This is a genomic window from Streptosporangium sp. CA-115845, assembly GCF_050943795.1.
Classification (GTDB): Bacteria; Actinomycetota; Actinomycetes; order Streptosporangiales; family Streptosporangiaceae; genus Streptosporangium.
Genome location: NZ_CP191988.1, coordinates 2375886 through 2398431, shown reverse-complemented (window position 1 = coordinate 2398431; position 22546 = coordinate 2375886). Strand labels below are relative to the sequence as shown.

The window sequence follows — 22546 nt, the reverse complement described above, 5'->3', positions numbered from 1 at the left end:
GCTCCCGCCCGCACGACTTGGCGCGTGACCTCACCGGACCCGACGCGCCCGCGACGGTGCCGCGCGGGTCAGAGCGTGATCTCACCGGACGCGACGAGGACGGCGGGCCCCGCCAGGTAGCTGGTCCGCTCGTCCAGGGTGACGGTGACGGTGCCGCCGAGCACCTCGACCGCCCAGGTGCCACTGGTCTCACCGGCCAGTCGCGCGGCGGCCACGGCCGAGGCGACCGCGCCGGTGCCGCAGGAGCGCGTCTCACCGGAACCGCGCTCGAAGACCCGCATGACGACCCGGCGCGGCCCCACCGGATTGAGCAGCTCGATGTTGACTCCGGAGGGGAACACCTCGGGATCGAACGCGGGCTGGTGGCTCAGGTCGAGCTGGGCCACCGGGTCGCCGATGACACAGGCCAGGTGGGGGTTTCCCATGTCGACGTGGATGCCTTCGTACTCGTGGCCCGCGACGATCGCGCGGCTCGACCCCAGCACCCGGGGCGGGCCCATGTCGACGGTCACGTCCCCCGTCTCCGCCAGCCGTACCCGCCTGACCCCCGTGCGTGTCGCGACGCCGAACTCCCCGGGCGCGGCGAGCCCCTCGTCGACCAGGTAACGGGCGAAGACCCGCACCCCGTTGCCGCACATCTCGGCGATGCCGCCGTCGGCATTGCGGTAGTCCATGAACCACTCGGCCTCGCCGGCCTGACCGGACACCTCCGGGCTGAGCTTCGTCCGCGTCACCCGTAGCACGCCGTCCGCGCCGATCCCGGCGCGCCGGTCGCACATCGCCACCACGAGTCTCGCGGGCAGCTCCAGCTCACCGTCCGGGTCGGGAAGGATGACGAAGTCGTTCTCGGTGCCGTGCCCCTTCGCGAATCGCATGCCCCAACTCTATCCAGGCCCGCGTCCGCCCCCGTCGCCCCGGGGAACGGCCCATCCTCCGGCACGTCGGCCGGGGAACCGCCGGATCGCCGGCCGGCGCGTCAGGGCGGGTCAGGCCGGTTCGGTGCGGTTCCCGGTCCCGCCCGGCCGGGGTGGCCGGAGCGGTCAGCCGCGAATCGCGGCGAGCGCCCGTCCCAGCAGGTCGGGTTCCTGCTGGGGGAGCCAGATCACCCGGGGGTCGCGACGGAACCACGACTCCTGACGGCGGACGAACCTGCGCGTCGCCCGTACCGTCTCCTCCTTCGCCTCCTCCTCGGTGCACTCACCGCCGAGGAAGCGCAGCACCTGCGCGTATCCGAGGGCGCGACTGGCCGTGCGGCCTCCGGCGAGCCCATGTGCGGCGAGTTCCCTGACCTCGTCCACCAGCCCGGCCCGCCACATGCGCTCGACCCGCGCCTCGACCCGGGCGTCCAGCACCGCCCTCGGCACCTCCACCCCCAGCTGAACGCTGTCGTAGACGGCGTCGTACGACGGCATCGTGGCCGAGAACGGCCGCCCGGAGATCTCGATGACCTCCAGTGCGCGAACGATCCTGCGGCCATTGCTCGGCAGGATCGTCTCGGCCGCCCTGGGGTCGCGCTCGCGGAGCCGCTCGTACAGCGGGGCGGGGCCGTGCAGGTCGAGTTCGGCCTCCAGCAGGGCGCGGACCCGCGGGTCGGTACCGGGGAACTCCAGGTCGTCCAGGGCGGCCCGCACGTACAGCCCGGACCCGCCCACCAGGATCGGCACCACCTCCTTGGCCCGCAGATTGTCGATCAGCGGCCGGACCAGCGACTGGTACTCGGCCACGCTGGCGGTTCTGGTCACGTCCCAGACGTCCAGCAGGTGGTGGGGAACCCCCCGCCGCTCCCCCAGGGAGAGTTTCGCCGTCCCGATGTCCATACCTTGGTAAAGCTGCATCGAGTCGGTGTTTATCACCTCGCCCCCCAGTTCGAGGGCGAGATCCACGGCCAGATCGGACTTTCCGCCGGCGGTCGGGCCGACGACGGCTATGACGGGTAGCTGAGGCACGGGGTAATTCTGCCAACTCGCTGGGTATGGGGGAGAGGCGATGCATTCCGTGCATCGGGATTGGGGGACACATCATGTCCATCTTCGACAAGGTCAAGAACATGCTGGGCGGCGATGCCAAGACCGAGGAACTCGTCAAGAAGGGCATCGACAAGGCGGAGCAGATCGCCAGGGAGAAGACCGGAGGGAAGCACGACCAGCAGATCAGCACCGCCGCGCAGAAAGCGAGGGAGATGGCTGACAAGATCGACGATCAGCCGGGCACGACACCCGGCACCGACCAGAGCGGCGCCGCGCCCGATCCCGGTCAGACCGGCCGGCCCGACGCACCTCCGCCCTACGGCCCGTAGGCGCCGGCCACCCGATGGAGCGGATCCCGATCCCGGTCAGTCCCAGTCGAGCGTCGGCTGCAGATAGCCCTCCAGGGTCAGCAGCCACCGCTTCGACTCCACGCCTTCGCCCCCGCTGAATCCGCCGAGGCCGTTTCCGGCGACCACCCGGTGGCACGGCACGATGACAGGGATCGGGTTGGCTCCCATGATCGACCCGATGGCCCGCGCCGGAACGCCCGTCCCGCTCCGGGCCGCCAGTTCCCCGTAGGTCACCGCCTTGCCATACGGCACCGTTTCGTACAGCGTGCCGAGCACCCTGCGCTGCACCGGCGAGGTCAGCCGCCAGTCCACCGGCACGCCGAAGACCTTCAGCCTGCCCGCGTAGTAGTCGCCCAACTCGGCGACCACCCCGGCGGTCCTGCCGGGATCGTCCACCTCGTCCAGCCTCAGCCGCTCAAGCGCGCGGGTCCTGAACGCCGCCGGGTCACCCCAGCCCACGCTCACCACCCCCTCCTCGGTCACCGCGACGACCATGTCCCCCAGCTGCGTCGCGACACTCCCGAACGCCACGGTTCCCACCATCGACCTCGCATCCCCGTCACCTCGGGCACGGCGCCCATCCGTCACCGTGACCACTGCGGCCTACCTGTTCGTTGCCATCTCGCGCGTCAGTCCGTCGGCGGGGCCGTCCGTTCCGTCCAGCGGGCGGCGAAGTAGCCGACGCCGTAGGGCGCGTCGTCGTAGAGGAGCTCTCCGCGCAGGGCGCTGCCGCAGCCGCCCAGGACCTGCAGGGCCGCACGGCCGGCAACCCACAGTTCGGCGGCCTCTCCGGGGTCGAGCGGCGGGATCTCGGCGCGGGCCAGCGCCAGGGCGATCGCCCTGTTGTACGACTCGGCACGCGAGTCCAGATAACCGGGGGACTTCTCGGTGAGGCAGGCCGAGCCGTCGGCCATGACGAGCATCGCCACGCGATCGGCTGTGGCCGCCAGCCGCTCGCCCAGGGCCGCGCACTCCGCCGGGGGCGCGTCGAAGGAGACCGCATGAAACGCCGAGGCGGTCAGGTGCTCCCTGTCGAGGAGCCGGCGGCCGACCGACAGCGACAGCGGCAGGACGGGTTCCCCCTCGCCGCTTCGCACGTCGACGCCCCAGGGAGCGAGGCTTCCCGCGGCGTCCGCACCGTACGTGACGGTCCGGTCCGCGCCGCCGACCACCACGATCGTGTCGGCTCCGGCATCACGCAACGCGCCGAGCGCGGCCGCGCAGGCCGCCCTGAGATCGTCGAGTTCCACAGCCGCCGCTCCGGCCAGTTCGGGGAGCAGCAGCGGGGGGTGCGGGCACACAGCCGCGGCGACAAGCACCCGGCCAGACTAACCGAGTCCTCCCGGGGAACCGCCCCGGGAAAGCGCGCCGGGGCACGGTGATTCTCTCAGCGCGCCCTGGCGTCCCGCTCATGGCCGAAAGCCGCTCAGCGGCGGAAGGCACGGCTGTCAGCGGCCGATCGGGCCCTGGGGGTGCACGTAGCCGGTGGCGCCGTCGGCACGGGGGTCGTCCGGAACCTCCGTTGGCTTCTGGGGACTGCTCTGCTGCTGCGGCGGCTTGTCCGCCGTGGGTTTCCCCGCGGCCGAATCGGCTCCCGACTCGCTCTGGCTCATCCGGTCGGCGCCCGTGCCCGCGTCGGTACCCGCGCCTCCGGTGGAGGTGTCATCGTCGCCGGAGGCGGTGTTCGACTCCTTCTCCGGCCTCTGCTTCTCCTCCTGCGGCGCGTTCTGGTCAGGCTCGGGGTTCTGAGCGGCCTCCTGGGCGCTCTCCGGCGCTCTTGGCGGCGGCGCTCCGGGGCCGTCCCGGTCACCGTTCACGACGGCGAAGACGACGCCCCCGCTCAGGAGGACGGCGGCGAGGACGGAGAAGACGGCTATGGCCGGGCCGCTTCTCCGCTGGGACCTGCGGGACCTGCGTGGCTTGCCGGGCTCACCGGCGGGACCGGTGAGGATCTCTGTTTCTCCGGGACTGCCCGGAGACGGAGGGACATGCATGGGGAAAACTCCCTGCGGTTCTCGGGGGGAAACCTCCTCGGTTTCCGAAGGGTGCCGAACCACAGTAACCACAGCGGGGAAATGCTCACACACCAATCACAAATGAATCACGAAATATCGTCCCTTAGAGGGATCATGGTGTCATTGTGCGCGTATGCCCTGGCAGGGAAGGTGACAGCGCCGGAATCCCCGCTCCCGCAGGGGATTCCAACTATTCGATCATGAGCGCACGCCCCCCCGGAACGGCCACCTCCGCAGGGGACGTCCTGGGAAGATCCGCCCGGAAAAATCTCAGCGGAGGCGTACCCGAAGCCTCGCGTGGGACCTCAGGTGACGGAGCAGCCCGAGATGTCCGGGAGCGGAGCCGGGCGGCCGATCGAGGGCATGCCGAGCATGACACCGGAGCCGGAGCCCGCCGGGGCGCCCTGGCGGGCCTCCCAGGCATCGCCCGCACGGGTACGACGGAGCCTCAGGGCGGGGCCGTCGGCCACCAGGTGGTGCGGCGCCGCGTAGGTGACCTCGGCGCTCACCACGTCACCGGGGCGCGGGACCTCGGCCCCCGGGGCGAAGTGCACCAGGCGGTTGTCGACGGCCCGCCCCGACATGCGGCGGGTCGCCTCGTCCTTGCGGCCCTCGCCCTCGGCCACCAACACGTCGAGGGTCCGGCCGACCTGCTTCCTGTTCTCCGCCCAGGAGATCTCGGTCTGCAGGGCGACGAGTCGCTCGTAGCGCTCCTGCACGACCTCCTTGGGGATCTGGTGGTCCATGGTGGCGGCGGGGGTGCCCGGCCTGATGGAGTACTGGAAGGTGAAGGCGTTGGCGAACCGCGACTCGCGCACCACGTCGAGGGTGCCCTGGAAGTCCTCCTCGGTCTCGCCGGGGAAGCCCACGATGATGTCCGTGGAGATGGCCGCGTCGGGCATGGCGGCGCGGACCCGCTCGATGATGCCGAGGTAGCGCTCGGCCCGGTAGGAGCGGCGCATCGCCTTGAGGATCCGGTCGGAGCCCGACTGCAGCGGCATGTGGAGCTGGTGCATCACATTGGGCGTCTCGGCCATGGCCGCGATGACGTCGTCGGTGAACGCCGCCGGGTGCGGGCTGGTGAAGCGGACCCGCTCCAGCCCCTCGATCTCGCCGCAGGCCCGCAGCAGCTTGCCGAAGGCCAGTCTGTCTCCGAACTCCACCCCGTAGGTGTTGACGTTCTGGCCGAGCAGGGTGATCTCCAGCACGCCCTGGTCGACCAGGGTGCGGACCTCGTTGAGGATGTCGCCGGGGCGGCGGTCCTTCTCCTTGCCGCGCAGGGCGGGCACGATACAGAACGTGCAGGTGTTGTTGCAGCCCACCGAGACCGACACCCAGGCGGCGTAGGCGGACTCGCGCTTGGTCGGCAACGTGCTCGGGAAGGTCTCCAGGGATTCCTTGATCTCGACCTGGGCCTCCTGCTGGACGCGCGCGCGTTCGAGCAGCACCGGCAGCGAGCCGATGTTGTGGGTGCCGAACACCACGTCCACCCAGGGCGCCCTGCGGACGATCTCTCCCTGGTCCTTCTGCGCCAGGCAGCCGCCCACGGCGATCTGCATGCCGGGATTGCCGATCTTCGAGGGGCGCAGGTGCCCGAGGTTGCCGTAGAGCTTGTTGTCGGCGTTCTCCCGTACGGCACAGGTGTTGAACACGACCACGTCGGCCGTCTCCCCCTGGGCTGCCGGAACGTATCCGGCGTCTTCCAGCAGACCCGACAGGCGCTCGGAGTCGTGCACGTTCATCTGGCACCCATAGGTACGGACCTCGTACGTGCGGGCGCTCTCCACGGTGGCAGTCATCTCACGACAAGGGTAGGCGCTCCGCCGAACCTTCGGGTACGACCAACCATCGGCCGAACCCAGAGTAACGGGCACCTCACCGTCCGCTGGCGGCCAAGAGGTAAGTAGGCCGTGATCTGATCGGTACCGCAGGGTTAGCACGGGGTGCCCTTTACAGAATTACGTTGTCCACCATGACGGAGAACGGGGACAAGACTCCTCTGGTGGTGCTCGAAGGCGTCAACAAGCACTTCGGCAGCCTGCACGTCCTGCGGGACATCAACCTGACGATCTCCCGTGGTGAGGTCCTCGTCGTCATCGGCCCCTCAGGGGGCGGCAAGTCGACCCTCTGCCGGACGGTCAACCGGCTGGAGACGATCGACCAGGGGACGATCACCTTCGACTCCCAGCCGCTCGCCGTCGAGGGCAAGGCGCTGGCCAGGCTCAGGTCCGAGGTCGGGATGGTGTTCCAGTCCTTCAACCTGTTCGCGCACAAGACGATCCTGGAGAACGTCACGCTCGGGCCGATCAAGGTCCGCGGCATCGCCAGGGCCGACGCCGAGCGGCGGGGCATGGAACTGCTGGAGCGGGTGGGCATCGGCGCGCAGGCGTCGAAATACCCCGCGCAGCTCTCCGGAGGCCAGCAGCAGCGCGTGGCCATCGCCCGCGCCCTGGCCATGGACCCGAAGATGATCCTGTTCGACGAGCCGACCTCGGCGCTGGATCCCGAGATGGTCCAGGAGGTGCTCGACGTCATGATCAGCCTTGCCCAGGAGGGCATGACGATGATGGTCGTCACCCACGAGATGGGCTTCGCCCGCCGCGCGGCCGACCGCGTGGTCTTCATGGCCGAAGGTCAGATCGTGGAGGAGAACACCCCCGAGGAGTTCTTCACCAACGCCCGGACCGACCGGGCCAAGGATTTCCTTTCCAAGATCCTCACTCACTGAGACTCTTCAGACCATCGGCTCTCCCCCTAAAAAAAAGAAGAGGTAACCGGAAGATGCGAGTACTACGTGTCGGTGTGGCACTGGCGGCTGTGAGCGCGCTCACGATGGGTCTCGCGGCCTGTGGCGGTGACACGACCTACGCGTCGGTCGTCGAGAAGGCCAAGGACAGTAAGAAGCTTGTCGTCGGCACCAAGTGGGACCAGCCGGGTCTCGGCCTGAAGAAGGGCGCAGAGCCGGAGGGCTTCGATGTCGACGTGGCCAAGTACGTGGTGAAGGAACTGGCCGGCGGCGCGGACGTCGCCATCGAATGGAAGGAGTCCGCCTCCTCCAACCGCGAGGCCTTCCTCGCCAACGGCACCGTGGACATCATTTTCGCGACCTACTCCATCACCGACAGCCGCAAGGAGAAGGTGTCGTTCGGCGGCCCGTACATCGTGGCTCACCAGGACACCATGGTCCGCGGCGACGACGCCAGCATCACCAAGGCCACGGACCTGGCGGGTAAGCGGATCTGCCAGGCCGCCGGCTCCAACTCCTACAAGCGGATCACCGACCCGCCGCCGGACGGCAAGCTCGACCTCGACGCCCAGCTCGTCGGCGCCGCCAACTACTCGGAGTGCATGGCCAAGCTGGGCGGCAGCAATCTGGACGCGGTCACCACCGACGACCTCATTCTCGCCGGCTTCGCCGCCCAGGCGGCCGAGTCCGGCGGAAACTTCAAGGTCCTCGGCGACCCCTTCACCGACGAGAAGTACGGCGTCGGCCTGAAGAAGGGCGACACCGCGACCTGTGAGGCCGTCAACGCGGCGATCACCAAGATGTACCAGGACGGCACCGCCAAGCAGTTGCTGGACAAGTGGTTCGGCAAGACCCAGGGCCTGACGCTGCCCACCGAGGCACCCGCTTTCGAGCCCTGCGCCTAGTCCTCCCAGTACGCAGCTCACACGCAGTGGCCGACGCCCCGGTCCCCGGGCCGTCGGCCGCTACCGTCCCCTTGGTGGAGCACGATGGATGATCTGATCAAATACGCGCCGGCTCTGCTGGAGGGCTTTTTAAGGAACGTTCAGCTCTCGGCTATCTGCGCGGTCCTGTCGCTGGTTCTCGGCACGATCCTGGTGTCCATGCGCGTCTCGCCGACACCCGTCCTGCGAGCGACGGGGGCGGTCTATGTCAACATCGTGCGGAACACGCCGCTGACGCTGGTCCTGGCCTTCTCCGCGCTCGGCCTCAGCGACACGCTCGGGCTCAGCTTCTCCGAGGAGCCCAGCAGCAACGCCTTCTGGCTGGTGGTGCTGGGGTTGTCGATCTACACGGCGACCTTCGTCTGCGAGGCGCTGCGCTCGGGCATCAACACGGTCCCCCTGGGCCAGGCCGAGGCGGCCCGCGCGATCGGGCTCACCTTCTTCCAGTCCCTGCGGATGATCATTCTTCCGCAGGCATTCCGGGTGGTCGTCGCACCGTTGGGGAGCGTGATGATCGCCATGATCAAGAACACCACCGTCGCGATGGCGGGAGGCTACCTGGCGGAGTCCGCGTTCGTCATGAAGGACACCTTCGACGACACCGGCGCCTCGATCCCCATCTTCCTGGGGCTTGTCATCGCGTTCATGGCGATAACCCTGCCGATCGGCTTCTTCACCGGCTGGCTGGCCAACCGACTGGCGGTGGTCCGATGAGCTCCCAGGCGAATGTCCTGTTCGACACGCCGGGGCCGCGCGCGCGTCTCCGTAACAACACCCTGACCCTGCTCACGACGGTCGGGCTGGCGGCGATCGTCTACTTCGTCTATGCGAGGTTCGACGCGAAAGGCCAGTGGGACGGCAAGATCTGGAAGCCGTTCCTGGAAGGCACCACCTGGGTCGACTACATCATTCCCGGCCTGCTCGGCACCCTCAAGGCCGCCGGGCTCAGCGCGATACTCGCCCTGATCTTCGGCGCGATCTTCGGTGTGGCCAGACTCTCCGACCACCGATGGATCAGGGTTCCCGCCGGCGCGGTCGTCGAGGTCTTCCGCGCGATCCCGCTCCTGCTGCTGATCTTCTTCATCTTCTACCTCTCTCCCAGCCTCCTCGGGGGCGGCGACTACACCCTGATCGCGCTCGTGGCCGGGTTGACCCTCTACAACGGCTCGGTCCTGGCCGAGATCGTCCGGGCCGGCATCCGGGCCGTGCCTCGGGGGCAGTCCGAGGCCGCCTACGCGATCGGACTCCGCAAGGCCAGTGTGATGCGGCTGGTCCTGCTCCCCCAGGCCGTCACCGCGATGATGCCGGCGATCGTGAGTCAGCTCGTCGTACTGCTCAAGGACACGGCGCTGGGCTACATCATCGCCTACGTCGACCTGCTCAACATGGGCTTCAAGATCATCCCTGCGGTCAACTTCGGATCCCTCATCCCCGCCGCGATCGTCATCGGAATCATCTACGTCGGTCTCAACATGGCGCTCAGCACCGTGGCGAACTGGCTGGAGAAGCGCAGCCGTCGCAGCCGAAAGACCTCCGCCCGGCCGATCGTCCCGCCAGGAGCCGTGGCACTCGGCGGCGCCGGGGGCGGCGTGTCCGCAGTGGACTAGCGCGCTTTCATTCCGGCAGGTCCACCGGTCGCAGTGGACCTGTCCTGGTTCCAACTGATAGCGGCCCCTTTCCTAGGGTGGATTGCCAGAGTTCCTCCTAAGGGCGGTCACCGGTCGGGTGGCCGCCCTTCCGGCATCCCGAAGAGCCAGGTCATCGCGATCGCCCTTGATACGCGCCATATCGACGACAGGTCACGGGTTATCAGGCAGGATTGCGCCATGTCCCTCGAGCAGGTCGTTCTGCCGTACGCCACCTGGCCCTCGCCGATCTCCACTTCCGACGTCGCCCGCTCCGGGCTGCGCCTCGGGTTCCCGACGGTGCTCGGCGAGGAGGTCTGGTGGACCGAGGACCGTCCCGCCGAGGGCGGACGGACCACCATCGTGCACCAGAGCGCGGACGGCACGCGGCGCGAGTTGCTGAGCGCGCCGTGGAGCGCCAGGACCAGGGTCCACGAGTACGGCGGGCGGTCGTACGCGGTGCTGCCCGGCGAGGGCCTGGTGTTCACGAACTTCACAGACCAGCGGCTCTACCTGCTGCCCACCGGTGGTGAGCCCCGGCCGCTCACACCCGAGCCCGAGCACCCCGCCGCCCTGCGCTACGCGGACCTCCTCGTCCACGACGGTCAGGTCTGGTGCGTCAGGGAGCGGCACGACGACGGCGAGGTGAGCCGGTCGATCGTGTCGATTCCCCTCTCCGGCGAGGTCGAGCCCCGCGAGCGGATCAGCGGGCACGACTTCTACGCCTCCCCCACCGTCTCCCCCGACGGCGAGCACCTGGCCTTCATCTGCTGGAACCATCCCCAGATGCCGTGGAACGGTACCGAACTGCGGGTCTGCCGGCTGGCCGACGGCACCTCCTGGAAGGTCAAGGGCGGCATCTCCGAGTCGGTGCTCGCCCCGCAGTGGCGTGACGACCGGCACCTCTACGCGATCTCCGACTGGTCGGGCTGGTGGAACCTCTACCTGGTCGGGATATACGGCACCGGGACCCGGGCGCTCTACCCGGCGGAGGAGGAGTTCGCGGGCCCGCTGTGGCAGCTCGGCGCGACACCGTACGCGCCGATGGCCGACGGCAGCCTCGCGGTCCTGCACGGGCTGGGCGGTCTGCGGCTGGGCGTCTTCGACCCGGGCAGCGGCCTGCTGAGCGACCTGGAGGTGCCCTACGGCGGCTGGGATCCGGCGCTGGCCACCGACGGGCACGCCCTGGTCGGTATCGGGTACGGCCCGGCGCTGTCCCGCTCGATCGTCCGGGTCGACACGGTGACCGGCGGCGTACAGGAGCTGCGCAGGGACATCAACGAGCTGCCCGACCCCGCCTACCTGCCGCTCCCCAGAACCGTGGAGTTCGAGAGCCGGTTCGGGCGCGAGGTGCACGCGTTCCTCTACCCGCCGTCCAACCCCTCGGCGCGCGGCGAGGGCCCCCCACCGTACGTCGTGTTCGTGCATGGCGGGCCGACCGGGCACAGCGTCGGAGCGCTCGACCTGGAGAAGGCGTTCTTCACCAGCAGGGGCATCGGGGTGATCGACGTCAACTACGGCGGTTCCACCGGCTACGGCCGCGCCTACCGCGAGCGGCTGCGTGGCCAGTGGGGCGTGGTCGACGTCGAGGACTCGATCACCGCGGCCGAATGGCTGGCCGCAGAGGGACTGGCCGACCCGGCGCGGATCGCGATCCGGGGCGGCAGCGCGGGCGGCTGGACGGTCATGGCGGCCTGCTGCACGTCCGACGCGTTCGCCGGAGGCGTCTCCTACTACGGCATAAGCTCACTCGCCACGTTCAGCGCGACCACCCACGACTTCGAGTCACGCTACATCGAATGGCTGATCGGCCCGGAAGATCCCGTTCTGTACGCCTCGCGCGAGCCTCTCGGCCAGGTGGCGGGGGTGAGCTGCCCAATGCTGCTCCTGCAGGGCCTTTCCGACCCCGTGGTCCCCCCTGAGCAGTCGCAGGCCTTCGTCGACGCCCTCGCCGAGCGTGGCATTCCCTGCACCTACCTCACGTTCGAGGGCGAGGCCCACGGCTTCCGCCGCGCCGAGACCCGCAGCGCGGCGCTGGCCACCGAGCTCGCCTTCTACCAGCAGATCTTCCACGTCTGAACGCTCACCTGCGGCCTCCCGCCCCCGGCGCGAGTCTCCGTCCGGCGGGCGGCCTTTCGAGTGCCGGGCCGGTCAGCGGGCGAACTCGGTGGCCCGGGACTCACGGACGACCGTGATGCGGATCTGACCGGGGTAGGTGAGCTCCTCCTCGACCTGCTTGGCGACGTCGCGGGCGATCACCTGAGCCTGGATGTCGTCGACCGAGCCCGGCTTGACCATGACCCTGATCTCACGGCCCGCCTGCATGGCGAAGACCTTCTCGACCCCCTCGTAGGAGGCGGCGATCTCCTCCAGGCGCTCCAGTCGCTTGACGTAGGCCTCCAGCGACTCCCGGCGGGCGCCCGGACGGCCGCCGCTGATCGCGTCGGCGGCCTGGGTGAGGACGGCCTCGACGGTCTTGACCTCGACCTCGTTGTGGTGGGCCTCGATGGCGTGGACCACGTCCTCGTGCTCGCCGTACCGCCTGGCGATCTCGGCGCCGATGAGCGCGTGGCTGCCCTCGACCTCGTGGGTGAGTGCCTTGCCGATGTCGTGCAGGAGCGTGCAGCGCTTGAGCAGCGTCGTGTCGAGCCGCAACTCGGCCGCCATGATGCCGGCGATGTGGGCGGACTCGACGAGATGGCCGAGCACGTTCTGACCGTAGGAGGTGCGGTAGCGGAGCTGGCCGAGGAGGGTGACCAGTTCGGGGTGCATGTCGGTGATGGCGAGTTCCACCAGGGCGTCCTCACCCGCCCGCACGCACAGCTCCTGGACCTCGGCCTTGCTGCGCTCGTGGGCCTCCTCGATGCGCTGCGGATGGATGCGGCCGTCGAGGACGAGTTTCTCCAGGGTCAGCCGCGCGGTCTCGCGGCGGACCGGGTCGAAGCACGACAGCAACACGGCTTCCGGCGTGTCGTCGATGATCAGGTTGACTCCGGTGGTCGACTCGAAGGCACGGATGTTGCGGCCCTCGCGGCCGATGATGCGCCCCTTCATCTCGTCACCCGGCAGGTGCAGGACGCTCACGACGGACTCGGCGGTCTGCTCGGTGGCCACCCGCTGGACCGCCAATGTAACGATCTTGGTGGCGCGCTTCTCGCCCTCCTTGCGTGCCTCGCTCTCGATCTCCCTGACGATCAGGGCCGCCTCGCGCTTGGCCTGGTTCTCGATCTCCCGGACCAGCTCGGCTCTGGCCTGGTCACCGGTGAGCCCGGACACCCGCTCCAGGATGGCCTTGCGCTCCTCGGCCACCCGTTCGAGGTCCTCGCGGCGATCGGCCAGCTCGGTCTCCGTCTCGGCGAGCTTGCGGGCCCGGTCGGCCTGACGCCTGGCCTCATCGTCGAGGCGCTGCTCCCGCTCGGCCAGCCGGTTCTCCCTGCGTTCGAGGTCTGCCCGGAGTTCCTTGAGCTCGTATTTCAGCACCTTGCCCTCGGCGTCGACCTCCTTGCGTATCTCGGCCGCCGCCTCGACCGCCGCCTCCGATTTGCGCAGGAGCTCTCCGGCGTCGTCCTGGGCCTTCGCCCGGATACCGGCGGCCTCGCGCCTGGCCTCCTCCAGCTGGGCCGAGACCTCGGCCTCCTGCTCCGAGGTGAGGCCCCTCGGCCCGGCTCCTCCGATGCGACGCAGCAACACGACCAGCACGGCTGTCATCATGGCAAGAGCCACAACCGCCACTGCCAATATGACGACCACGACCGGATCCATGCGCGTCTCACCTTCCTCGCGTCGCAAATATCAAGCACACGAGGGGTCACACGCACGGCACGGAAAGCTCAAGAGACGGCGCTGTCGGGACAGAAGTGAGCCCAGAGGGATCACTCACCGGCTTTTCCCACCGGCCCGCTCTCTCGCCCTCATCCGCCAAGCCTGCTTGTCCGTATTACACCGCTATGACAATCCGCACTGCGCGGAGTAACTCCTCACTGCCGTTGAGATTAAGCGTCAGAGAGGTAACGAGCAAGCAAAGACCTAGCGTCAGGCTGCTTTGAGCTAGTCGAGGGGATAGCCCGAATCTTCCGTGAATGGCGCTGTTTCTGCCTCATCATCCTCCAGCACTTCGCGGATAACGCGAAACGCCAGGCCAGGACCGTATCCCTTCCGAGCGAGCATGCCGGCCAGCCTGCGGGTCCTGACCGCGGGGTCCAGGCCACGGGTCGAGGAGAGCTTGCGCCGTACGAGGCCACGGGCGGTCTCCGCCTCCTGCTCGGGGTCGAGCTGTTCCATCGCGTCCTTCACGGTCTCCTCGTCCACCCCCCGGTGCCGGAGCTCGGAGGCAAGGGCCTTTCTGGCAAGCCCCCGCCCGGCATGGCGAGAGCTCACCCATGCCTCGGCGAACGCCTCATCGTCGATGAGCCCGACCTCGGAGAAGCGCTCCAGCACGGCGTCCGCCGCCTCCTGGGGCACCTCACGCTTGCGCAGCGCCTCCGCGAGCTGAGCTCGGGTGCGCGGCGCCATCGTCAACAGCCGCAGGCAGATCGCCCGCGCCACCGCCTGCGGATCGGCTCCCCTGCTCGCGGGAGATTCCTTGACCGGTCTGTCAGGAAGGAGGCCGTCAGGAAGGGCGCCCGAGGAACCACCCCCGGACCGTCGCTCACCACGCCGGGAGCCACGTCCCTTCCGGCTTCGCGGCTCGCCGTCGGCAGGACCTGCGGTCTCCCCCTCGGAAGCGGGAAGACCGTCGCCCCGCCCCCGCCCGCTGCTGCCCGGCGAGCCGATCCGGGGCTCGTCGGGCCAGGCACCCCAGTCTCTCGGCCCGACCTCACCGGGCGGACCGAGGTTGGCTCCCATCATCATCGGTCAGCCCGAATCAGGCGTCACCCGGCTTGGGAGTGGCCGCCTTGGAACCGCGACCGGACGCGGCGGCCGCCGGAGCCGGACCGGAACCACGGCCGGACGCGGCGGTCGCCGGAGCGGCAGGCGGCGGGGCGGCCGGGCTGTCGACGCGCGGGCCGACGCCGAGCTTCTCCTTGATCTTCTTCTCGATCTCGTTCGCCATGTCCGGGTGGTTCTTGAGGAAGTTTCGCGCGTTCTCCTTGCCCTGACCGAGCTGGTCGCCCTCGTAGGTGTACCAGGCTCCGGACTTGCGGACGAAGCCGTGCTCCACCCCCATGTCGATCAGGCCGCCCTCGCGGGAGATGCCGACGCCGTAGAGGATGTCGAAGTCGGCCACCCGGAAGGGCGGGGCCATCTTGTTCTTGACGACCTTCACCCGGGTGCGGTTGCCGACCGCCTCGGTGCCGTCCTTCAGCGTCTCGATACGGCGGATGTCGAGACGGACCGAGGCGTAGAACTTCAGCGCCTTTCCACCGGTCGTGGTCTCGGGCGAGCCGAACATGACGCCGATCTTCTCGCGGAGCTGGTTGATGAAGATCGCGGTGGTGCCGGTGTTGTTGAGCGCGCCCGCGACCTTGCGCAGCGCCTGGGACATCAGGCGTGCCTGGAGGCCGACGTGGCTGTCGCCCATCTCCCCCTCGATCTCGGCCTTGGGCACTAGGGCCGCGACCGAGTCGATGACCAGCAGGTCGACGGCGCCGGACCGGATCAGCATGTCGGCGATCTCCAGCGCCTGCTCGCCGGTGTCCGGCTGGGAGACGAGCAGCGCGTCGGTGTCGACACCCAGCTTCTGGGCGTACTCGGGGTCGAGCGCGTGCTCGGCGTCGATGAACGCGGCGATGCCGCCGCCACGCTGGGCGTTGGCCACCGCGTGCAGGGCGATCGTGGTCTTTCCCGAGGACTCGGGACCGTAGACCTCAATGATGCGGCCGCGCGGGAAGCCCCCGATGCCGAGCGCCACGTCGAGCGCGATGGAGCCGGTGGGGACCACCTCGATGGGCGCCCGGGTCTCGTCGCCCAGGCGCATGATGGAGCCCTTGCCGAACTGCCGCTCGATCTGAGCGAGCGCGGTCTCGAGCGCCTTCTCGCGGTCGTTAGCTGCCATGGGAGCCCCCCTGGAGGGTCGCGGGTTGGATCGGTTGCCAGAAAGCTACGGGGTGCCGCCGACAATTTCGGGAGGGCACGCCAGGAGTGACGGCCCGTTCAATATAGCCGAACGACTGTTCGATCGCGGCCCGTTGGCATCACGTGTTCCGGGAACCGTGATCCACCGCGGGACTCTCCCGCACGAGGCCCGCACAGGATCCACACGGGGCCCGCACGGGGCCGGTCACAGGCCTGAGGGCGTGGCAGCGAGGAGCGCGACCCCATCCGGGAGGCGACATTTCCGAGAATTGTCCTGAGCCTGTTGTAACCAGGCTGACCTGGGGTGATCCTAAGGGAAACGACCCGAGGTGCCCGACGTGCCCAACACGTTCACGCAGCAACGCCTAGCCCATCTCGACTCCCTGGCCGCCGAACTGCGACAACGGGGGCTGGTGAGCCGCCCCCTCGGAGGTGCCGCTCCGGTGCTGTGGGTATGGCATCCGGACAGCGGCCGGCAGACCATCGTCTTCGCCACCCCCGTCAGGGACGGCTGGCTGTTTCTGTGGTCGCCGGACGGCGAGGAGAGTGCCGACGACCCCGTGCACGCGGCCGGTTCGGTGGAGAGACTTCTCGCTCCGCCCGCGGAGCCCTCCTGACCGCCCCCGGCCACTCCTCAGCGAAGCCTGGGAGAGACGTCGGTCACCCCGCACACGGCGTGCCAGACCTCCTTCGCCCCGACCCCCTCGGCCAGCGCCTGGATCACGGTCCGGCCGCCGAGGTCGGCGATGACGTAGTCATGGGCCCACGACTCGGCGTACTGGTCGCCGAAGTGCAGCTTCATCCGCTTCCAGAAATCCGACAGGCGCATGCCCCAAGTATGAGACCACACCGGCGTGCCGCGGCCCGCGCCCGGCATGCCGCACCTCGGCGGCGTCCCGGTCGCCCGGTCCCGGTGAAAGGGAGACCTGGGGACGGGGACCGGCAGGGGCGGGGTCCGCGCGTCGGCGGGAGTACGGCCCGCCAAGGGGGCAGGACGGACCGTCGGAGCACGCGGGGACCGTATCCGAGGGCGACCGGCTCGCGGCTGAGGGGCGGCGCGGATCGTCAGAGCACGCGGGAGCCGTACATCTCGCCGAGGGGGTCGGCGAGCAGTTCCACGCGCGCCCCGTCCGGGTCGGTGAAGTAGATGGAGGTACCGCTCTCCACCTGGTGCGGCACGCCCGCCGTCGCCAGCTTGCCTCGCAGGCGCTCCCAGGTGGAGGGGTCCACGGAGATGGCGACGTGGTGGAGCCCGCCGAGGACCTCCCGGTAGGGGCCGAGGTCCAGCCCCGGGAAGTCGAAGAAGGCGAGGAGGTTGCCGTTGCCGATGTCGAAGAAGAAGTGGTTCGACCCCTGGTAGTCGCGGTTCTCGAAGATCTCCGTGAGGGGGAACTCCAGAAGGTCCTGGTAGAACCCGATCGTCGTCTCGACGTCTGAGGAGATCAGCGCGAAGTGGTGCAGCCCTCTCGCGCTGCTCGGCGGACGGTTCTCCCTGAGATGCTCCGCCTTGATCCGCTCGCGTTTCGCCTCGATGGCCTGGTAGTCGATACTCACCGTTAGCTCACCACTCAATGCGTTCTGTGTTCGCCAAAGCATGTCAGTGGCGACAGGAGCCAACCTACTCCTGGGGCGGGCCGTGCCGGCGAGGCCCCGCCGAGGTCCCGCCGAGGTCCCGCCGAACGCCTCCGGCGTACAGATCCGGTGATCCGGCGGTGGCACCGGTGGATCACGTGTCCGCAGGTGAGGAGCCGGCCACCGGGTCCTCCCCGGCCCCCGGCAGGCGGTGGCGGGTTCTGTCGGTGGCGCCGTGCAGTATGGGCGGTGGCCCGGTTGGTCGGCCGAGCCGGGAGGCAGGGGGCGCGATGAACGAGACGGCGGGCGCGGACGGGGCGCTGGGGCACTTCACCCGGATGACCAGGGACTGGTTCACCGGGGCCTTCGCCGCGCCGACCGCGGCACAGGAGGGGGCGTGGGCGGCGATCGCCCGGGGTGACAACACCCTGGTGGTCGCCCCCACGGGCTCCGGCAAGACGCTGGCCGCTTTTCTGTGGTCGCTCGACCGGCTGGCGGCCGGGCACTCGGCCACCGGGTCTCCCCCGTCCGGCGAGGACGCCGGGTTCCCCGGAAGCTCCGGAGACGCCACCACGACCATGGACGCCCCGGCGGGCGCCACCGCCCCGGACATGACGGGCGGCACGGGCGCCGGGAGGAGGCGGAACCGTTCCCGACGGGACGAGGAGCCGCCGAGGCTGTGCCGGGTCCTTTACGTGTCGCCGCTCAAGGCGCTGGCCGTCGACATCGAGCGCAACCTCCGGGCACCGCTGGCCGGGCTGAGACAGACCGCGAGCAGGCTCGGCCTCCCGGTGCCGGAGATCTCGGTGGCGATCCGCTCGGGCGACACCTCAGCCGGGGAGCGGCGCCGGTTCGCGACCAGGCCGTCCGACATTCTGATCACCACCCCCGAGTCGCTGTTCCTGCTGCTCACCAGCCAGGCCCGCGAGGCACTGCGCGGTGTGGAGACGGTCATCGTCGACGAGGTGCACGCGGTGGCCGCCACCAAGCGCGGCGCGCACCTGGCACTCAGCCTGGAGCGGCTCGACGCCCTCCTGCCCCGGCCCGCGCAGCGCGTCGGCCTGTCCGCGACCGTACGGCCGGTGAGCGAGGTTGCCGCCTTCCTGGGCGGGCCCCGTCCGGCGACCGTGGTCCAGCCGCCCGCGGGTAAGGAGATCGAGGTCGAGGTGGTCGTCCCGATCGAGGACATGACAGAGCTCGACACGCCGCCCGCCTCCTCCGCCTCCGACGACGACCGGTGGCTGACCGAGAGCCCGGCCAAGCGGTCGATCTGGCCGCATGTGGAGGAGCGGCTGTTCGACCTGATCGGGGGGCACAGTTCCACGATCGTGTTCGCCAACTCACGGCGGCTGGCCGAACGGCTCTGCACCCGCCTCAACGAGCTGGCGTGGGAGCGGCGGGCCGCCGAGGCGGAGCGGTCCGAGGGGGGCACGGAGGCGGATCCCGCGCACTGGGCCGAGAGCTTCCCCGAGCTCCCCGCCTCCCTCTCCACCCCGGCGGCCATGATGGCGCAGGCCGGTTCGGCCAAGGGGGTCGTCCCGGAGATCGTGCGGGCCCACCACGGGTCGGTGTCGAAGGAGGAGCGTTCCCAGATCGAGGAGGCGCTCAAGTCCGGGCGACTGCCCGCCGTGGTCGCGACCTCCAGCCTGGAACTCGGCATCGACATGGGTGCGGTGGACCTGGTGGCCTGCGTGGGGGCACCGCCGAGCGTGGCGAGCGGCCTGCAGCGGATCGGCAGGGCCGGGCACCAGGTGGGAGCCGTCTCACGTGGTGTGATCTTTCCCAAGTACCGGGGTGACCTGGTCCAGACGGCCGTGGTGGCCGAACGGATGAGAAGTGGGGAGATCGAGGAACTGCGCTATCCGCGCAATCCTCTCGACGTCCTCGCCCAGCAGATCGTGGCGATGACCGCGCTGGACGAGTGGACCGTCGACGAGCTGGAGGAGGTCGTACGGCGAGCCGCCCCCTACCGGACGCTGCCCAGAAGCGCGCTGGAGGCGACCCTCGACATGCTCGCCGGGCGCTACCCGAGCGAGGAGTTCGCCGAGCTGCGACCGCGCATCGTCTGGGATCGGGGGGCCGGCACCCTGCGGGGCCGTCCCGGAGCCCAGCGGCTGGCGGTCACCAACGGCGGCACGATCCCCGACCGGGGGTTGTTCGGCGTGTTCCTGGTCGGGGAGAAGTCCTCCCGGGTGGGCGAGCTGGACGAGGAGATGGTCTACGAGTCGCGGACCGGTGACGTGTTCGTGCTGGGCGCGACCTCCTGGCGGATCGAGGAGATCACGGCTGACCGGGTGCTGGTCACTCCCGCGCCCGGACAACCGGGGAAGCTCCCGTTCTGGTACGGCGACACCGCGGGGCGCCCGGCGGAGCTGGGGAAGGCCATCGGCGCGTTCCTCCGCCAGATGTCCTCGGCGGGCGCGGACGCCGAGGCGGGAGACGGTGGTACGGAGAGCGCGCGGCCAAGGGACGCGGGGGCGGGGAACGCAGGGACGAGAAGCACCGGGACAGGGCACCCGGAAACACCGGGCTCAGGAACGGGAAACCCGGAGACGGGAAGGGCGAAGGCAGGAGCGGGAAGCTCGGGGACGGGAAACGCCGAGGCCGGAAACACGGCACGGGACGGGGCGTTGGAGAGGATCAGGGCGGCGGGGCTGGACGGGTTCGCCGCGGCCAACCTGCTCGCCTACCTGGCCGAGCAGCGGCAGGCGACCGGTTATGTGCCGGACGACCGGACGTTGCTGGTCGAGCGGTTCCACGACGAGTTGGGCGACTGGCGGGTGGTGCTGCACTCCCCGTACGGAGCACGGGTACACGCGCCGTGGGCGCTGGCGATCGGGCGGCGGCTGCGGGAGCGTTACGGCGTCGACGTGCAGGCCGTGCACTCCGACGACGGGATCGTGCTGCGCATCCCCGACACTCTCGCGGAACCTCCGTCCGACGTCGCCGCCTTCGACCCGGATGAGATCGAGCGGATCGTCACCGAGGAACTCGGCGGCTCTGCGCTGTTCGCGGCGCGGTTCCGCGAGTGCGCGGGGCGGTCCCTGCTGCTGCCGCGCCGCGTGCCGGGCAGGCGGTCGCCGCTCTGGCAGCAGCGGCAGCGCGCGTCGCACCTGCTGAACGTGGCCGGCCGCTACGCGTCGTTCCCCGTGGTGCTGGAGACGATGCGCGAGTGTCTTCAGGACGTGTTCGACGTTCCGGGGCTGGTCCGGCTGATGCGCGACATCGAGGCGCGGCGGGTCCGGCTGGTGGAGGTGGAGACCGGGAAGGCGTCGCCGTTCGCCGCGTCGCTGCTGTTCAACTACATCGGCGCGTTCATGTACGAGGGGGATGCTCCGCTGGCCGAGCGCCGCGCCCAGGCGCTCGCGCTCGACACGAGCCTGCTGGCCGAGTTGCTGGGCCAGGCCGACCTGCGCGAGCTGCTCGACCCCGATGTGATCGCCGACACCGAGCGGGAGCTGGCCCGGCTGGACCGGCCGCTGCGCGACGCCGAGGACCTGGCCGACCTGCTCCGCTCCCACGGCCCCCTGGTGGCCGAGGACGTGAGCGTGCGCGAGGGTGACCCGGCGTGGCTGGCCATGCTGGAGGGTTCCCGGCGGGCGATCAGGGTTCGGGTGGCCGGGCAGGAGCGGTGGGCGGCGATCGAGGACGCCGCCCGGCTGCGCGACGCGCTCGGCGTGCCGCTGCCGGTGGGAGTGCCGCACGCGTTCCTGGAACCGGTGGACGATCCGCTGGGCGACCTGCTCGCCAGGCACGCCCGCACGCGCACCCCCTTCCCCCCGAGCACGGCCGCGGCCAGGTTCGGCCTCGGCACCGCGGTCGTCACCGACGCGTTGCGCCGCCTGGCGGCCTCCGGGCGGGTGGTGAGCGGGGAGTTCAGGCCGGGTGGCCGAGGCGAGGAGTGGTGTGACGCCGGGGTGCTGCGGATGCTGCGCCGCAGGTCCCTGGCCAGGCTCCGCAAGGAGGTGGAACCGGTCTCCGCGGAGACTCTGGCCGTCTTCGCCCCCGCCTGGCACGGCATCACCGACTCCCCGCGGCGGGGCAGGCCGCCGATCGACGCGCTGGTGAGCGCGATCGAGCAGTTGCAGGGCTCGGCGGTGCCCGCTTCGGCGCTGGAGACGCTGATCCTGCCCTCGCGGGTGCCCGGATACGACCCGTCGCTGCTGGACGAGCTGACGGCCTCCGGCGAGGTGATCTGGGCAGGGCAGGGGTCTCTGCCGGGTGGCGACGGCTGGGTGTCGCTCTACTTCGCCGACACCGCGCCGCTGCTGATGCCCGATCCCGCCGACATCACGCTGACCCCGGTGCACGGGGCGGTGCTGGAGGTGCTGGGCGGTGGGGGCGCGCTCTTCTTCCGCGAGCTGGCGAGTCGGGCCGGCGTTCTGCTGGCCGGTTCGGTCCCGGACGACCGTGCCCTGTCGGCCGCCGTGTGGGACCTGGTGTGGTCGGGCCGGATCACCGGCGACACGCTGGCGCCGCTGCGGGCCACACTCGGGACGGGGCGCCCCGCGCATCGCCCTGCTCCGACCCGGCGTCGGCGGGCGGTGCTGCCGAGCCGGAGCGGCCCGCCCACGGTGGGCGGGCGCTGGTGGACGCTGCCCGCCCCCGCCGAGGACGCCACCCAGCGCGCCCACGCCCAGGCCGAGGCGCTGCTGGAGCGGTACGGCGTGGTGACCAGGGGCGCGGTGACCGCCGAGCGGCTGCCGGGCGGGTTCGCCGCCGTCTACCAGGTGCTTCGCGCCTTCGAGGAGAGCGGCCGGTGCCGCAGGGGCTACTTCGTGGAGGGGCTGGGCGGCGCCCAGTTCGCCCTTCCCGGTGCCGTCGACCGGATGCGCGCCATGTCCGTCTCACTCACCGCACCGCCGAGCGCGGCACCGGTACCCGACCCGTGGAGCTCCCGGAAGCCCGAGGGCGCGGGGGAGGGCGGCCGGCGAGCGGTGGTGCTGGCGGCGACCGACCCGGCCAACCCGTACGGGGCGGCCCTGCCGTGGCCCGCCCATCCTGGCGAGGTGTCCCACAAGCCGGGCAGGAAGGCCGGATCCCTGGTCGTGCTCGTCGACGGGCACCTGATCCTCTATGTCGAGCGCGGCGGTAGGACCCTGCTCTCCTTCTCCGGAGACGACCGCCTCCGGCCCGCCGTCGACACCCTCGCGCTCGCCGTACGCGACGGCGCCCTCGGCAAGCTGACCGTCGAGCGCGCGGACGGCACCGCCATCAACGACTCCCCCCTGGCCGCCGCCCTGGAGTCCGCGGGCTTCCACCCGACCCCAAGGGGGCTGCGCCTGCGAGCCTGAAGTGCCGCACGCCTTCCA

19 protein-coding genes are annotated in these 22546 nt (G+C 70.3%); 8 read left to right on the top strand and 11 right to left on the bottom strand.

The window, feature by feature from the left end; all coding sequences use genetic code 11:
* Positions 1-68: 68 nt before the first annotated feature.
* Together dapF and miaA are read right to left on the bottom strand one after the other, a co-directional pair.
* Positions 69-875 (bottom strand): diaminopimelate epimerase, encoded by an 807-nt coding sequence (gene dapF / locus ACQP0P_RS13125; protein WP_433375498.1) that lies wholly within the window; start codon positions 873-875, stop codon positions 69-71.
* Positions 876-1040: 165 nt separating this feature from the next.
* The gene (miaA, locus tag ACQP0P_RS13120; protein ID WP_433375496.1) at positions 1041-1946 is read right to left on the bottom strand and encodes a tRNA (adenosine(37)-N6)-dimethylallyltransferase MiaA; all 906 of its coding nucleotides are present in this window, start codon (positions 1944-1946) and stop codon (positions 1041-1043) included.
* A gap of 74 nt (positions 1947-2020) precedes the next feature.
* Here miaA and ACQP0P_RS13115 point away from each other — a divergent pair, with 74 nt between their 5' ends.
* Positions 2021-2296, top strand: coding sequence for an antitoxin (locus ACQP0P_RS13115; protein WP_433375493.1), 276 nt, complete (start codon positions 2021-2023; stop codon positions 2294-2296).
* A 36-nt stretch (positions 2297-2332) separates the two neighbouring features.
* Here the strand turns inward: ACQP0P_RS13115 and ACQP0P_RS13110 are convergent, their stop codons facing one another.
* The 4 genes from ACQP0P_RS13110 to miaB form a co-directional block, all read right to left on the bottom strand.
* Complete coding sequence (locus ACQP0P_RS13110) at positions 2333-2848, bottom strand: methylated-DNA--[protein]-cysteine S-methyltransferase (protein ID WP_433375490.1); 516 nt, start codon at positions 2846-2848, stop codon at positions 2333-2335.
* A gap of 98 nt (positions 2849-2946) precedes the next feature.
* Positions 2947-3636 carry a hypothetical protein gene (locus ACQP0P_RS13105; protein WP_433375488.1) on the bottom strand — a complete coding sequence of 230 codons (690 nt, stop codon included), beginning with the start codon at positions 3634-3636 and terminating at the stop codon, positions 2947-2949.
* A 129-nt stretch (positions 3637-3765) separates the two neighbouring features.
* A complete protein-coding gene (locus ACQP0P_RS13100; RefSeq protein WP_433375485.1) occupies positions 3766-4311 on the bottom strand; it encodes a hypothetical protein in 546 nt (181 codons plus the stop codon).
* Between the two features lie 326 nt (positions 4312-4637).
* The gene (gene miaB, locus ACQP0P_RS13095; protein WP_433375482.1) at positions 4638-6131 is read right to left on the bottom strand and encodes a tRNA (N6-isopentenyl adenosine(37)-C2)-methylthiotransferase MiaB; all 1494 of its coding nucleotides are present in this window, start codon (positions 6129-6131) and stop codon (positions 4638-4640) included.
* Between the two features lie 173 nt (positions 6132-6304).
* On the opposite strand from miaB, the gene ACQP0P_RS13090 reads away from it, so the two are divergent.
* From ACQP0P_RS13090 to ACQP0P_RS13070, 5 genes are all read left to right on the top strand, one after another.
* Complete coding sequence (locus ACQP0P_RS13090; RefSeq protein WP_433375479.1) at positions 6305-7060, top strand: amino acid ABC transporter ATP-binding protein; 756 nt, start codon at positions 6305-6307, stop codon at positions 7058-7060.
* 53 nt (positions 7061-7113) lie between these two features.
* Positions 7114-7983, top strand: a complete 870-nt coding sequence (locus tag ACQP0P_RS13085; RefSeq protein ID WP_433375476.1) for a glutamate ABC transporter substrate-binding protein — start codon at positions 7114-7116, stop codon at positions 7981-7983.
* Positions 7984-8067: 84 nt separating this feature from the next.
* Positions 8068-8736, top strand: a complete 669-nt coding sequence (locus ACQP0P_RS13080) for an amino acid ABC transporter permease (RefSeq protein WP_433375474.1) — start codon at positions 8068-8070, stop codon at positions 8734-8736.
* Positions 8733-9629, top strand: coding sequence for an amino acid ABC transporter permease (locus tag ACQP0P_RS13075; protein ID WP_433375471.1), 897 nt, complete (start codon positions 8733-8735; stop codon positions 9627-9629). The genes ACQP0P_RS13080 and ACQP0P_RS13075 overlap by 4 nt, the downstream gene beginning before the upstream one ends.
* A 219-nt stretch (positions 9630-9848) precedes the next feature.
* Complete coding sequence (locus ACQP0P_RS13070) at positions 9849-11726, top strand: S9 family peptidase (RefSeq protein ID WP_433375468.1); 1878 nt, start codon at positions 9849-9851, stop codon at positions 11724-11726.
* Positions 11727-11798: 72 nt separating this feature from the next.
* Here the strand turns inward: ACQP0P_RS13070 and rny are convergent, their stop codons facing one another.
* The 3 genes from rny to recA all read right to left on the bottom strand — a co-directional run bounded on the left by rny (position 11799) and on the right by recA (position 15642).
* On the bottom strand, positions 11799-13409 hold the full coding sequence (rny, locus tag ACQP0P_RS13065; protein ID WP_433375465.1) for a ribonuclease Y: 1611 nt from the start codon (positions 13407-13409) through the stop codon (positions 11799-11801).
* A gap of 285 nt (positions 13410-13694) precedes the next feature.
* Positions 13695-14192, bottom strand: a complete 498-nt coding sequence (locus tag ACQP0P_RS13060; protein WP_433375462.1) for a regulatory protein RecX — start codon at positions 14190-14192, stop codon at positions 13695-13697.
* A gap of 319 nt (positions 14193-14511) precedes the next feature.
* The gene (gene recA / locus ACQP0P_RS13055) at positions 14512-15642 is read right to left on the bottom strand and encodes a recombinase RecA (protein WP_433375459.1); all 1131 of its coding nucleotides are present in this window, start codon (positions 15640-15642) and stop codon (positions 14512-14514) included.
* 358 nt (positions 15643-16000) lie between these two features.
* On the opposite strand from recA, the gene ACQP0P_RS13050 reads away from it, so the two are divergent.
* The gene (locus ACQP0P_RS13050; protein WP_433375456.1) at positions 16001-16279 is read left to right on the top strand and encodes a hypothetical protein; all 279 of its coding nucleotides are present in this window, start codon (positions 16001-16003) and stop codon (positions 16277-16279) included.
* 17 nt (positions 16280-16296) lie between these two features.
* Here ACQP0P_RS13050 and ACQP0P_RS13045 read toward each other — a convergent pair whose 3' ends face one another.
* Together ACQP0P_RS13045 and ACQP0P_RS13040 are read right to left on the bottom strand one after the other, a co-directional pair.
* Positions 16297-16491 (bottom strand): DUF3046 domain-containing protein, encoded by a 195-nt coding sequence (locus tag ACQP0P_RS13045; protein WP_030904097.1) that lies wholly within the window; start codon positions 16489-16491, stop codon positions 16297-16299.
* Between the two features lie 236 nt (positions 16492-16727).
* Entirely contained in the window at positions 16728-17216 is a 489-nt protein-coding gene (locus ACQP0P_RS13040) for a VOC family protein (RefSeq protein ID WP_433375453.1), read from the bottom strand.
* Between the two features lie 308 nt (positions 17217-17524).
* Between ACQP0P_RS13040 and ACQP0P_RS13035 the strand changes: the two genes are divergently transcribed.
* Complete coding sequence (locus ACQP0P_RS13035) at positions 17525-22528, top strand: ATP-dependent helicase (RefSeq protein WP_433375450.1); 5004 nt, start codon at positions 17525-17527, stop codon at positions 22526-22528.
* The last annotated feature ends 18 nt before the right edge of the window (positions 22529-22546 follow it).